Origin of the sequence: Snodgrassella sp. W6238H11, assembly GCF_016100525.1 — a bacterium.
Classification (GTDB): Bacteria; Pseudomonadota; Gammaproteobacteria; order Burkholderiales; family Neisseriaceae; genus Snodgrassella; species Snodgrassella alvi.
On record NZ_JACFSH010000001.1, the window covers coordinates 357,374 to 371,977 of the forward strand.

The following is a 14,604-nucleotide window of genomic DNA, read 5'->3' on the forward strand; positions in this document are numbered from 1 at the left end:
TGGTTTCTGCTAACAATATTTTAATATCTGTGATAATAACTCTGCTTTAGAATAACAGATATAAATTGTTAATTTTAAAAATTATTTATCATTGTATAAATATAAAACCATTGTGTCTGTAAATAAATCTCAAGTGATTGAGATAAATTACGATTACATAAATATACGATAATTAAAACAGACAAGACCGCATATTAGTTTAATGCAGGATAGGACGAAAGTTCAGTAATTACTGATTGATTTTTTAGAGGCAGACATGAGTGATAATCACTCATAAGTATTAACTTATTTTGTTAATAAAAATTCAGAAGAGTAGATGGTCGTTAAAAACAAAAAAGCATAATCCTGAGATTATGCTTTTTTGTTTTTAACTGGTGCCGGCACCAAGAGTCGAACTCGGGACCTTCTGATTACAAGTCAGCTGCTCTACCAACTGAGCTATGCCGGCGAAAGAGGAGCGCATTATGCGCAATAAAATTAAATCGTGCAAGCCCTTTTAGTGATTATTTTTTAAATTTACAATTAAACTGCTGTTTTAACGATTAATTAAAATATTCAAGTTTTAGCCTGACGGCGACAAACTATAACTATTTTTTATAACGTCCTATATTATAATACAGGGTTTTGTTTATTTATCGGGAGTGTCAGGGTGGGACACCATTTGAAACTCGCGCTTGCCGGCGCGCAAATTCTGTTTGTAGCATTTGGTGCTATGGTTCTGGTACCGTTGCTGACAGGGCTGAATCCGGCACTGGCATTAATGGGTGCAGGTATAGGTACTTTATTATTTCAACTTTGTACTAAACGTAAAGTACCGATTTATCTGGGTTCCTCTTTTGCGTTTATTGCACCGATTATTTATGCCATGCAGGAATGGGGACTGGGTTCAACTATGTTTGGTCTGTTTGCTGCCGGCTTTATGTATTTTGTTTTTGCCGCATTAATTAAATGGCGCGGTCTGGCTTCAGTACATCGTTTACTGCCACCAGTGGTCATTGGTCCGGTGATTATGGTGATAGGTTTATCGGTGGCTGTGGTAGCGAGCAGTATGGCTATGGGCAGATCCGGTGATAAGCAGGTGGTTGATTACGCTCATTCGTTGTTTTTGTCCGGTTTTACATTTGCTGTAACGGTTATTGTTACAGTATTCGGCAGCAAAATGATGCGGCTGATTCCGATTCTGATCGGTGTGGCTGCCGGTTATATTATGGCCTTATTTACCGGTATGGTAGATACCAGTGCCATGGCAGCGGCACCCTGGTTTGCTGTGCCCCATTTCGCTACGCCTGAGGTTAACTGGCAGGCTGCACTGTTTATGCTGCCCGTAGCTATCGCACCAGCTATTGAGCATATTGGCGGAATCATGGCGATTGGTAAGGTAACAGGCCACGATTATGTCAAAGACCCCGGTTTGCATCGGACTTTGCTGGGTGATGGTTTGGGTGTATGTGTGGCCGGTCTGATTGGCGGCCCTCCGGTTACTACTTATGGAGAGGTTACCGGCGCGGTGATGATTACTAAAAACAGTAATCCGGTAATTATGACCTGGGCAGCCGTTTTTGCAATTTTTATGGCTTTTTTTGGTAAGTTTAATGCATTTCTCAGCTCTATTCCGTTGCCGGTAATGGGCGGGATTATGTTGTTGCTGTTTGGTACTATTGCTTCATTAGGCTTGAAAACGCTGATTGATGCCAAAGTGGATTTGATGGAACCGCGTAATCTGGTGATTGTTAGTTCCGTACTTACTGTCGGTATCGGTGGTATGGTTGTGAAGATTGGTACGATGGCCTTTGCTGGTGTGGGTTTGTGCGCTTTACTGGCGATTGTGCTTAATTTGCTGTTACCGGCTAAATCATCTGTTCAGTCCTGATAGATTATTTAAACGATTTATCCTGTAAAAAACCGCAGCTTGTTTATTGCTGCGGTTTTTGTATTTGGATATTAATTCTGTCTTTTAAGATAGTTTCAGTAAGAAATATATCAATTCAGATACAGGAATTTCAGGACAAATTACGTGCAGGAATATTAACTGTTTGAATATCAACGGCCAGTTAAATAGAGATTAATGATACAGATAAATATTTAGGTCATTATCCTGCAAAAGACAATTTCTTCAATTTCAAACAGAAAATAGCGGCTTTTGCCGCTATTTTAGACTAACCGGACAACCGGCTAAGATTAAGCTGCCTGAATATTAGCCGCTTGTTTACCTTTTGGACCGGTGGTCACATCAAAAGATACACGTTGACCTTCTTTCAAGGTTTTGAAACCATTCATGTTGATTGCAGAGAAATGTGCAAACAAATCTTCGCCACCTTCATCTGGGGTAATAAAACCAAAACCTTTAGCGTCGTTAAACCACTTAACAATACCAGTTGCCATGAAACTTCCTATACATAAAAAACAAAATAAAGAACAAGTTTACGACACAAAAAGGCCAAAAAAATAGTGAACGACTGTACAACAGTTTGTCTGGCAGTCTATGTCTGACTTGTTAAGTAGTCTTTTTACATAGGTTAAGAACTAACGTCAAGCAAGCTTACCGAAAAATGATAAAATTATTAAAACCGTTACTAAAAACCCACAGATACATGTAGATTAATAGACAATGTCAAATTCGAAGATACAAATTGTTAGCCAGAGCCAGAAATCCATGATAATGCCGCCAAAGCGCTATAAAGTGGTTTTGCTGAATGATGATTACACGACAATGGACTTTGTAATTGCAATTTTAATGGATGTGTTTCATTTACCACATACGCAGGCCATAGCTATTATGCTGATGGTGCATGAATCAGGCAGCGGGATATGCGGTGTGTTTCAAAAAGATATTGCAGAAACAAAATGTAATCAGGTTTTGTCACGCTCGGAAGCAGCCGGTTTTCCTTTACAGTGTTTGGTAGAAGAGGCCTGAATTGCCTGTTTGGGTAATTACGGGTGAAATATTAGTTCTGCGGGCGCTACTTGAATTTTATCGTGTATGCTTCATGTTGTTTATACAAGTGAATAAAATTGGTTGCAGTCGCTATTGATAACGTTACTTTGTCAGGAGGTCGGATATGATTTCGGCACAGCTTGAAAAAATTCTGCAATATGTTTATGCCGAGGCTCGTAGCCGTGCCTTCGAATTTATTGGAGTGGAACATTTATTGCTCGGCCTGTTGCAACAAAGTGAAGATGTTAGTGAAGTATTACAGGCTGTGGGTGTAGACAATCATTTGCTGGCTAAACAGTTACAACAGAGTATTTATGAAAACACTCCGGTTTTGCCGGATAATGAGCTGGAACAGTCTGAATTACAGCCTACACTGGGTTTTCAGCGGGTTTTACAGCAGGCTATCGTGCATGTACGTGCGGCTCAGGCAAAAGGAGAGGTAACGCCGGTTGATGTATTGGTTGCGATAATGTCGGAAAAAGACAGTCATGCTGTCTATTTTATTGAATCGCAATCAGTAACCCGTCTGGATGTGCTGCGATATCTGACACTGGGTAATCATCGTTTTTCTCAGGATAAAAATACCGAGCAGAATAATGAAACAGAAGCAGCCAAAGCAGAGGCAAAAGCACTCGAACTGTATACAGTGAATCTTAATATGGAGGTAATGGCCGGACGTATTGATCCGTTAATCGGACGCAATGAAGAAATGCAGCGTCTGATTCAGACATTGTGTCGACGGCGCAAAAACAATCCATTACTGGTAGGTGAGGCTGGTGTAGGTAAAACTGCTCTGGCAGAAGGACTGGCTTATCTGCTGGTGAATGAAAAGGTACCTGAATCTATTAAGGGGTCAGTAGTTTTTTCTCTGGATATGGGCGCACTGCTGGCCGGAACAAAATATCGTGGTGATTTCGAAGCACGCCTGAAAGCAGTAATCAAAGAATTAAGTGAGCTGGATAAAGCTGTATTGTTTGTTGATGAAATTCATACCATCATCGGAGCCGGCAGTGTATCCGGCGGGACAATGGATGCATCCAATCTGCTTAAGCCCGCGTTAGCTAAAGGAAGTATGCGCTGTATTGGCGCCACTACGTATCAGGAATACCGTACTATTTTTGATAAGGATCATGCATTAAGCCGGCGTTTTCAGAAAATAGATGTAGTAGAACCTTCCGTACCGGAAACGGTACAGATATTGCAGGGCTTACGTCCGGCATTTGAGCACTTTCATCAGGTACGTTATACCCGTGCAGCATTACAGGCTGCTGCTGAGTTATCCGCACGCTATATAAACGAGCGATTTCTGCCTGATAAGGCGATTGATATCATTGATGAGGCAGCTGCTGCACAAAAAATTCAGCCGAAATCCAGACAGCGTAAAGTTATCGGACGGGCTGAGATTGAGGCTATTGTCGCTAAGGTGGCACGTATTCCGGAAACTGCTGTTTCTCATGATGATAAGCAGGTATTGCGTTTTCTGGCCGATAACCTGAAAGCGAAAGTTTTTGGACAGGATCAGGCTATTGATGTATTGGCTGCATCAATAAAAATGGCTCGTTCCGGTTTGAAACCGGCTGATAAGCCGATTGGCAGTTTTCTGTTTGCTGGGCCTACCGGCGTCGGTAAAACTGAGGTTGCCAGACAGCTGGCGCAGTTGCTGGATTTACCATTACTACGCTTTGATATGTCTGAATATATGGAACGGCATGCTGTTTCGCGTTTGATTGGTTCACCGCCTGGCTATGTTGGATACGAGCAGGGTGGATTGCTAACTGATGCGGTGAATAAACAGCCGTATTGTGTGTTACTGCTGGATGAAATTGAAAAAGCCCATCCTGATGTATTTAATGTGCTGTTACAGGTGATGGATTATGCCAAACTCACAGATAATAATGGACGTAGTGCGGATTTTCGTAATGTAATTGTTATTATGACTACCAATGCAGGTGCTGCCGAGCTTGCCAGACCGAATCTTGGATTTACCGGTCAGCGTGAACAGTCTGACAGTTTGATTGCCATTAAGAATACTTTTACTCCTGAATTTCGCAATCGTCTTGATGCTATTGTTCCATTTAAGGCGTTGGATGAACAAATTATTGCGAAAGTGGTTGATAAATTCTTGCTGGCTCTGGAACAGCAGTTATTGTCTAAACAGGTTGTGGCAGAATTTACACCAGCTCTGCGTGCTTTTCTGGCTAAAAATGGTTTTGATGCAGCAATGGGTGCGCGTCCGATGCATCGTCTGATACAGGAACGTATCCGTAAATTGCTGGCAGATGAATTACTGTTCGGCAGATTAAGTGAGGGCGGTGCCGTGCTTATAGATTATCTTACGCAGTCAGATGAAGTAGTACTGGATTTTGCAGCTTCGCAGGAAGCTGATCAGAACAAGTTTGAATCAGTAACAATTGAATAATTATGTTAAGAATGTCAAAATTAAGATAAAAAAAAGTGTGGCGAAGAGCCACACTTAAACACACACATCAAGAGGAAACCAATCAAAGTAAATTCATTATAATGTTTTTGTTCAGAAGTGTTTTGATTCATATCAAATGTAAAGCTTTAATCTGAAATTATTTGAAAAATTTAATCTCTCTGCTTTGTAAAAAAACAGAGAGATTGTTTTTTTATGTAATTGTCACTGCAATTGTGCAGGGAGAGGATCGTTTTGCAGCTTATCTACAGGTTGTAACCGCTGATTGAGATCCAGAACCTCTAGCTGAGTACTGTCCGTTTCACTGAAAAATTGTTTACTATACGGCAGTTGTGGGGTGCTGATTCCCAGCCATTGTGCAACTCCATCCAGCAATTCTAAACCGCTGCGCCGTGCTTTGTTACGTAATTGTCCGGTTTGATTACTGCTGATAATCACTAATGGAACATGATAGTTCTGATAGAAGTGATCATTATGACGAAGAATACTTTCAGAACGCACGATGCTGTTTTTTTCATAACTGTTTTTATCGTGACTTAAACCGTGATCGCTGAAATACAACATACTGAATGGCTGACCGCTGTGCTGTAATGCACTATATATCTGACTTAGTAAATTGTCTGTCTGCCGGATAGTGTCAATATAGCAGTTACTGTTGTTATTATCGACATAGTGATGCGCTGGTTGTGGAAGACGGTCGCACGGATTAGGATGAGAACCCATGATATGCAGCACAATCAGCCGTGACCGATTCGCAGGCAGTGGCTGATTTAAAACTTTTTGCAGCGGTGCAATAAGTTGATCATCAAAGCTGCGTATACCAAAATCGTATCCGGTTGTTTTCAGAAAAGTCACCTGATTTGCCTGATGAGCAATAGTGGAAATTGATGTATCGTATTGTCCGAGAGCCCCCTGATTAGATAACCAGACAGTATCCATACCGGCTTTCTTAGCCAGAGTAATAACATTATTCTGAATGCTGAAAGGTTTGCCATGGCTTAGCGTTAAGCCGTGTAATAATGAAATAGGCGTGTTGGGGCCGGCAGACAGCATATTATCCATAACAATATTGGCATGTTTATCCAGAAATGGTGTATCTGCATATTTAAAGCCATACAGATGCATATAGTCTGCACGTACACTTTCGCCGATAATCAGTACATAGTTACGATAAATCTGATGGCTGCTGCTGATTTGCCAGTTGTCAGGTTTGGCTAAATCCTGCTTCATTTTTGCCAGTGCAGCAAAATAGGCTCGTGGTTGCAGATAGGCATCTGCTAAAAATTCCACTGGTTGTGCGCGCAACGCAAAACCACCGGTTGTATAGCCCTTACGTGCTGTCTGTACTGTCATTATCATTAGAATCAGTACCAGCGGAATACTCCAGTAAAAGCGCCAGCGAGGTGCTGCGGCTTTACGATTAAAACGTACAATAAACAGCGGAACGGCAGCCAGTAAAATAGTAGCAAGGTAGGTGTGCCATGGAATAGCACCAATATATTCACTTGCTTCACTGGCGGTTGTGCTTAATAACGAAGCAACAATGCCGAAACTTGGCCGGCCGTATAAAGTAGCAGTAGGGTGGTATAAAAGAATAATAATAGCACTTAACCACATCAGCCAGCGCCATACGCTCGGGAAGAAACGCTGTAAAAGCAGCATAAGCAGCCAGGTTTCAATAATCCGGTTAGGATTCGGCGGATAAGCCAGCGCATAAATCATTACCAGACTGTAAATAAGTAATAACACAATCATCAGCAGATAATGTTTACGAGGTGTCAGTTTCATAAATAACTCAGGATGCAGGAGTAAAATTATCGGCAAAGAAAGCTGTTTCTGCCAGAGCAGTCTGTTTGAGGAATAAGGATTGTGCGCTGGCAATCATTTGCGGATGTCCGCATGCATATACTTCATGGTTGCTCATGTCTGGATAATCATTTAAAGCGATATCCTGTACATACCCTCGAGCTCCTTTCCAGGCTGATTCCGGACGGGACAGTACTGCAGTCCACTTTGCCTGAACCAATTTGGCGCAGAGATTGTCCAATAAGGCAGCATCGTACAAATTTTCTTCTGCGGCTACTCCCCAGTATACATGGATGGCCTGCCGGTATTGCTGTTCAGCCAGAGTATTCAGCATAGCTTCAATTGGTGCAATACCAGTACCAGATGCCAGCATAATTAATGGTTTTTGCTGTTTACTCAGTTGAAAGCTGCCTAAAGGTCCGTGAATGTGAATAATATCTTTTTGCTGAAGCCGTCCGTCAAATAATTGTTCAGAAAAAACACCACCCGTATGGCGGCGGACATGAATAACCAGCTGACGAGTATCGGTATTAAAACCGGCGATAGAGTAACTGCGGCGTAAATTATCAGCCAGAACAATATCGACATATTGTCCGGCTGTAAAGTTAAACTGTTTTTTTAGCGGCAGTTTCAGGGTAACAATGGCTACATTGGCACAATAGCGAATATCATCAATCCGCGCATTCAGCGTTTGAACCGGCTGATTATTTTTACCCTGATAATTGGGTAGATAAACTGTTATATCACTTTCAGCACTCTGACAGCATAATAAAATATCCTGCTGATTGCTGTCTTTACTGTTCAAGGCCGCCTGTGAATTGATTTCAGTAGTTTTGCCCTCGGTCAGTTGCGCCTTGCAGGCACCACAACAGCCACTTTTACAGGCATGCGGCAGCATAATACCGTTTTCAATAGCCGCATTAAGCAGTGATTCCCCTTGTTTTGCGTAAAAAGTTTCACTTGCCGGTAAAACAGTTATCCGATAACTCATATCTGTTTTATATTATTTTAAAGAAAACGGCTATTTTAGAACCTTGCCAGATAAAAGCCAAATCAGGAGGTAAAAAGTGATAATAAATGCCGCAGCGCAGATTACATTATTATTTAATGAAAAAAGCCTGTTATGTTAATAACAGGCTTATCATGAATACTGCCTGAAAAGGCAGGGAAAGATTTAATTAGAAAAGTATTTGGCGTAGATTTTGTCATACTCGCCACTGGCACGAATTTTTTTCAATGCATCATTCAGTTTTTCTACTGTGGCTGTATCACCTTTGCGTACCACGAATCCATAATGGTCTACACCAAATTCCGGTACCTTATTAATAGTAAATTTATCAGCACCGTTGGCTTTAACATAATTACTGATAACAGCACCATCTGAAACCATGGCCTCAACTCCGCCATTTTCCAGCTCTTTAATGGCTAAAGGTACACTATCAAAACGGGCAATTTTGGTACTTTGGGCACCAAGTATTTTCTGAACGGCCAGATCACCGGTCTGACCACTTGCAACAGCTACCCGCTGCATATTATTTAACTCTGCCAGAGAATGAAAGGTTTTTGCTTTCGGTGTCAGTACCATCATAGAAATATCAAAGTACGGATCGCTGAAAGTCATACTTTGTTTACGTTCATCAGTAATGGTTACCCCGGAAGCTACTATATCTAAATCGCCATTATTTAAACTGGCAAACAGACCATCCCAGGGCTGGTCTTTAAACTGTATTTTGAAATTACCGGCTTTAGCCATTGCGGTAAGCAAGTCAATATCAAAACCGGTAAGTGAACCATTAGCGGTACGTGACTCGAAAGGGGCAAATTCGGCATTTGTACCCACAATATAAGTTTTATCGGCACTAGACTGTGCAGGTGCAGATGCAGATTCTGAATTATTTTTACTTCCGCTACAGGCTGTTAGCACCAGTGCAGAGCACATGGCCGCAGCGGCGAACCAGTGTTTGATTTTCATAAATGCTCCTTAAGTTCAGATGGGTTAATTGGCTAAGGAAGATGTTCTATACAAAAATTTACATTTGATAATATGCATCCTTACTGCCATGTCTGGTTTGATAGTAACATATTTAAATGATGACACAAGCTTTACAGATACTCTGTAATGTAGGTTTGCAGTGTTATAATTTCACTCTCACATATACAAGACATTTATTAACAGTATATAAATTATGTGTGTTTTAGTTTTACAGGATAATTTATGCATATAATACATACCATTGCTGAAATGCGTTCATGGCGCAGGCAGGCTAAACGCGTAGCCCTGGTACCGACTATGGGTAATCTGCATGAAGGTCATTTGTCACTGGTACGTACAGCTAAAGCTTATGCCGATTCAGTGGTAGTAAGTATATTTGTTAACAGGATACAGTTTGGTGCCGGGGAAGATTTTGATAAATATCCGCGTACTTTAGAGCAGGATGCAGAAAAACTTAAAGCAGCTGGTGCCGATGTGGTATTTGCACCTGATGAAAGCGAGCTTTATCCAAATGGTGTGCAGAGTTATTTTGTTGAACCGCCGGCAATCCAGAATGAGTTATGCGGGCGCAGCCGTCCGGGTCATTTTCGCGGGGTGGCGACAATAGTAACTAAATTGTTTAATATTGTTCAACCTGATGTAGCCTGTTTTGGTAAAAAAGACTATCAGCAACTGGCTGTGATAAAAGGCATGGTTCAGGATCTGAATATGAATATAGAAATCATTCCGGTAGAAATTGAACGAGCACAAACCGGTTTGGCTTTATCCAGCCGTAATGGTTATCTTTCGGCACAGGAGCATGTACAGGCAGCACAGTTGTTTGCACAGTTACAAAATATTGCCGATGCAATTAAGCTGGGAAATACTAACTTTTCGGCTTTGGAAAATAGTGCCGCAACGTATTTGCAACAAAATGGATGGCAGGTTGATTATATTGAAATCAGACAGGCACAAACGCTGACAAAAGCTCAGATATCCGATAAAAATCTGGTTATTCTGGCTGCTGCAATCTTGGGAACTACCCGTTTAATTGATAATATAGAAGTCAATTTGTCGCATTAATAATAAAAATAGTCTGTTAACCAGATATTAACCATAAGGCAGCGTGAACACGTATGTGGTGGATTGTATTAATACTGTTAATTATTGCTATAGGCGCTTTATTCTGGTGGCGTAATATTCAGGAACGCAAATGGCAACTGGAATTGACCTATCTGACTCGCTATGAAAACCGGTTTCAGGCAGGTCAGTTTCCGGTATTGAAGGTTGCCAGACCCTCTTTGAAAAGCCGTATTTCTTATCTGGCGCAAAAGCTTGTACAGCGCAATCAGACAGTTCAGAGTTCAGCGCAACAAGAACAACCGTCAGAATCAGAACTGCAAGAGACTGAATCTGAAGCAATAGATACTGTAAATAATCATGAAGAAATTCACCCGGCTGTACCGGCTAATAGTACAGGTGAGAGCTGTCAGCCAGAACAACAGACTGAAAAATCGGAATCTGAACCGGTTACTCCTCAGATTACAGTTATTGAATCCGCCCCTATACCGGTAAAAAGTGAAACGGATAAAACAGTCAGTGAAAATGAAGATAGTTTACAAGACACAGTCGAAACTGATAATGAATTGCCGGTAATAAAGGATAACCCTTTGTTTCCGGTTAAATTGTTTAAATCTTTAAAAGAAGATACTGCCGAAAAAGAAGATGCTGCCGATGGTAATGATATTCATGCTGAAGCTGTGGCCGAAGAAAATATTTTGCCGGATACAGACGAAGAGACTGATATCGATAATGATGATCAGACAGATCAAAACATACTGATTACCAGTGATGAGCATGCTGAAACCGCTGTGGTGTTCCCTCCGGATAAAAATCTGGAAGTAATTACTCTGGCAGAAGCTACCCGTAAAGTGGCAACTCATCCGCTTACTGATACGGTTAGTGAACAGGCGCCTGCTCTTGAAGTTATTCAGCTTAAATGGCAGTACAAACCTTTAAACAGTCAGAATCAGCAGCGCAATCGCAATGCGAAAGAAATTACTGTCGATGATCCGATATTAAATAAAGTTCGTTCGCGTACAAAAGCCGAACAGGCTGCTTTGTTAAAAGCCCGGGCATTAAAAAATTTTGATTTGGATGATTTACAACAGGCTACCCATCACAAACTAGGTAATTCTGTTGGTGCTCCTTCGCACCTGCCGCATTCTGTAACTACTATTCCTGAGCAGTCAGTTCATGAGCATAGACTCGGGAGAGAACATAATGGTGTGCAAATTATTAACGAAGAAGATATTCGTTTGAATCTGCTGCGTCAGCGACTGGCAAGACAGCGCCATCACGAAAATGCCCAGCAGTTTAATTCTGGTTATAGCATACCAGTAATAGCTGAAGATGAAATATATGCGAATCTGGCCAAAACCGATTCACCGGTGAACAAACAGAAATTTCAGCGACCGGTAGTCAGAGAAAGTGTTATTCCGGCAGCTGCACGTATCGGTAAAAGCCATACGGTAAAAATGACGGCACCCGTAGCTGATATGTCTGCAGACAAAGGTTTTACCGATGCCGCCGGCAGTGCACAGGCACCACTGTCAACCAGATTTACACCTTTTCATTCCATGCCGCCAACATCTATTACTACAGTTGCGGCTGGAAATGCTCCTGTAGCAGAAAATTACACCAGCAGTAATGCTGACTATAGCGATTCTTTTAATCGGCAGCCAGTACGGCAGAATGAAAATTTCACTGAGAATCTGCGCCCGAGAAGAAGTCTGTTTCATTATTCTCAGGATATGCCAACAGTAAAGCAGGCAGTAACTGTCAATAATAATTCAGAAAATTCTTATTATGAGAATTCTGATTTTAGTATTGGAAACGCTTCCTATCTATCTGATGATAGTGATGGAGATGTTGCTGTGGCGGAAACTCCGGTATTGGCTACAGAAGATCCGTTTTTCGCTGAAATTGAAGAGCAGACAGAAACGTCAGATTATTTCCCTTTGCATGAACATTACAACGAAGAAGAAGCTAATACAGATATATCTGCATTTTTGCCAAAGGTTGAAACTCAACCGCAAGGCAGTTCGGAAGTTGTTAATCATGTCGAAGTCATTGAAAAAGATGAACAACAAACTGAATCAGTACCGGTTGTCGAAAGCGCCGGAGTAGTTATCCGAAATAACCGGCAGTCACTACCCACAGAACAAAAAAACTATAGTGCTCAGCCATCGCAAACTGCTATCGGTATGGCACTGCAAAAAGCTTTGCATAAGACAGCGGCCGTCACACCGGTGCATAAACCACAGTTAAAACCTATGCTGCCGGGGATGGATTTATTATTACCACCATATTATGATCCCGCGGCACAACAAAGTGAAGAAACCTTGCTGGAAAATGGTATCACCATCGAAGAAAAACTGGCTGAATTTAAAGTCAAAGTTCGTGTCATCGATGCATTTGCCGGCCCGGTCATTACTCGTTATGAAATTGAACCGGCACAGGGCGTTCGCGGAAGTCAGGTAGTTAATCTGGAAAAAGATTTAGCACGCAGTCTGGGCTTTGCTTCTATCCGGGTAGTCGAAACGATTCCGGGCAAAACCTGTATGGGGCTGGAATTACCTAACCCCAAACGACAGATTATCCGTCTTAGTGAGATCTTTTCAGCTTCGGTATTTCAGCAATCCCGTTCTAAATTGACGCTCGCTCTTGGTCAGGGTATTACCGGTCAGCCTGTGGTAACGGATTTGGCTAAAGCACCACATCTTTTGGTAGCCGGAACAACAGGTTCTGGTAAGTCGGTAGGTGTTAATGCCATGATACTGTCTTTGCTGTTTAAAGCCACACCTGAAGATGTACGCCTGATTATGATTGATCCGAAAATGCTTGAATTGAGCATATATGAAGGTATTCCTCATCTGCTGGCGCCTGTGGTTACGGATATGAAGCTGGCTGCCAATGCGCTGACCTGGTGCGTAAACGAGATGGAAAAACGCTACCGGCTGATGAGTCATGCAGGTGTGCGTAATCTGGCCGGATTCAATCAGAAAATTGCTGAACTGGGTGCACGCAATCAAAAACTGTTTAATCCGTTCTCACTTACGCCGGATAATCCTGAACCACTGGAAAAATTGCCTTTTATTGTTGTGATTGTTGATGAATTTGCCGATTTGATGATGACAGCCGGCAAAAAAATTGAAGAACTTATTGCGCGTCTGGCGCAAAAAGCCCGTGCTGCCGGTATCCATTTGATATTGGCTACTCAGCGTCCGAGCGTAGATGTTATTACCGGACTGATAAAAGCCAATATTCCAACCCGTATTGCTTTTCAGGTATCCAGTAAAGTAGACAGTCGTACCATTCTTGATCAGATGGGCGCTGAAAACTTGCTCGGACAGGGGGATATGCTGTTTTTACCACCGGGTACTGCCTATCCGGAGCGTGTGCATGGGGCCTTTGTCGCCGACGAAGAAGTGCATCGGGTAGTACATTATCTGAAACAGTTTGGTGAACCCCAATATATTGATGATATTTTAACTGCCGGGGTCAGTGATGATGATATGTTCAGCAATGCATCGTCACGCAGTAGCGATGATGAGCTTGATCCTCTGTATGATGAAGCAGTGGCGCTGGTAATCAAAACTCGTAAGGCAAGTATTTCTTCTGTACAAAGACAATTGCGCATCGGTTATAACCGTGCTGCGCGTCTAGTTGAGCAGATGGAAGCAGAAGGTATCGTGTCCGCTGCTGAAGGTAATGGCAACCGCACTGTACTGGCTCCGCAAAATAGCCATCTGGATGGATAGTCTTTTCAAATAAGTTTGTTTTGAATAGATTTCTTAAACGCATATTTGTATATGCGTTTTTTTATATCAATATGAAATGTAACCCTATATTATGTACAAGTATTTTATTAAAGTGATGATTTTAAAAAACAGTATTGCTGCATAATAGTTAATATCAGTATTCAGCATCTGATGAAAAATTTAATAAAATAATATTTAGTAGTAAAGTATGTTTAGTATCAATTTATAGTATTGAATATTTCAATTACTGATATGTAGATATTTATAAAATAAACGATAAATAGAAGATTTAAACTAAATTTTTCAGTCTGAATATTAAACCAATTAAGTATTTGAGTTAATTCTTTGTATTTATTTGTATGATTAAAATGAATTGATTGTAATAATGTTGTTTAATTTATACATTTTACAGCCTTTTTTTAATAAAATGTCATATTTATTAAGAATTGTCTGCTACGCTGAAACGCGGTCTATGCTTAAATAATGTCAAACAATTAATTAATTTTGATTTGTACGTATAAAAACGCAAATAAATATACAAATATATTAATTAAAGTATATAAATTCTCATAATTGATAAATTATAAAAATATATATATATCAATTCTCATTAATAAATAAATATTGTAAG

At 41.0% G+C, this 14,604-nt stretch carries 9 protein-coding genes and 1 tRNA gene; 5 read left to right on the top strand and 5 right to left on the bottom strand.

Going from position 1 to position 14,604, the window contains the following annotated elements:
- Positions 1–372: 372 nt before the first annotated feature.
- Positions 373–448 (bottom strand) — tRNA-Thr (locus H3V00_RS01545).
- Positions 449–649: 201 nt separating this feature from the next.
- On the opposite strand from H3V00_RS01545, the gene H3V00_RS01550 reads away from it, so the two are divergent.
- The gene (locus tag H3V00_RS01550) at positions 650–1,870 is read left to right on the top strand and encodes a uracil-xanthine permease family protein (protein ID WP_078474813.1); all 1,221 of its coding nucleotides are present in this window, start codon (positions 650–652) and stop codon (positions 1,868–1,870) included.
- Positions 1,871–2,178: 308 nt separating this feature from the next.
- Here H3V00_RS01550 and H3V00_RS01555 read toward each other — a convergent pair whose 3' ends face one another.
- The gene (locus H3V00_RS01555; protein WP_025330479.1) at positions 2,179–2,382 is read right to left on the bottom strand and encodes a cold-shock protein; all 204 of its coding nucleotides are present in this window, start codon (positions 2,380–2,382) and stop codon (positions 2,179–2,181) included.
- Positions 2,383–2,608: 226 nt separating this feature from the next.
- On the opposite strand from H3V00_RS01555, the gene clpS reads away from it, so the two are divergent.
- Both clpS and clpA read left to right on the top strand, forming a co-directional pair.
- Positions 2,609–2,914, top strand: coding sequence for an ATP-dependent Clp protease adapter ClpS (clpS, locus tag H3V00_RS01560; protein WP_025330480.1), 306 nt, complete (start codon positions 2,609–2,611; stop codon positions 2,912–2,914).
- Positions 2,915–3,059: 145 nt separating this feature from the next.
- Positions 3,060–5,354 carry an ATP-dependent Clp protease ATP-binding subunit ClpA gene (gene clpA / locus H3V00_RS01565; protein ID WP_198206612.1) on the top strand — a complete coding sequence of 765 codons (2,295 nt, stop codon included), beginning with the start codon at positions 3,060–3,062 and terminating at the stop codon, positions 5,352–5,354.
- A gap of 222 nt (positions 5,355–5,576) precedes the next feature.
- Here clpA and H3V00_RS01570 read toward each other — a convergent pair whose 3' ends face one another.
- From H3V00_RS01570 to H3V00_RS01580, 3 genes are all read right to left on the bottom strand, one after another.
- Positions 5,577–7,160 carry a phosphoethanolamine transferase gene (locus H3V00_RS01570; RefSeq protein ID WP_198206611.1) on the bottom strand — a complete coding sequence of 528 codons (1,584 nt, stop codon included), beginning with the start codon at positions 7,158–7,160 and terminating at the stop codon, positions 5,577–5,579.
- Between the two features lie 7 nt (positions 7,161–7,167).
- Positions 7,168–8,169, bottom strand: a complete 1,002-nt coding sequence (locus H3V00_RS01575; RefSeq protein ID WP_084585835.1) for a 2Fe-2S iron-sulfur cluster-binding protein — start codon at positions 8,167–8,169, stop codon at positions 7,168–7,170.
- 183 nt (positions 8,170–8,352) lie between these two features.
- Positions 8,353–9,150 carry a basic amino acid ABC transporter substrate-binding protein gene (locus H3V00_RS01580; RefSeq protein WP_198206610.1) on the bottom strand — a complete coding sequence of 266 codons (798 nt, stop codon included), beginning with the start codon at positions 9,148–9,150 and terminating at the stop codon, positions 8,353–8,355.
- A gap of 243 nt (positions 9,151–9,393) precedes the next feature.
- Here H3V00_RS01580 and panC point away from each other — a divergent pair, with 243 nt between their 5' ends.
- Positions 9,394–10,233, top strand: coding sequence for a pantoate--beta-alanine ligase (gene panC / locus H3V00_RS01585; RefSeq protein WP_037391876.1), 840 nt, complete (start codon positions 9,394–9,396; stop codon positions 10,231–10,233).
- Positions 10,234–10,286: 53 nt separating this feature from the next.
- A complete protein-coding gene (locus H3V00_RS11375; RefSeq protein ID WP_232335900.1) occupies positions 10,287–13,973 on the top strand; it encodes a DNA translocase FtsK in 3,687 nt (1,228 codons plus the stop codon).
- Positions 13,974–14,604: the final 631 nt, after the last annotated feature.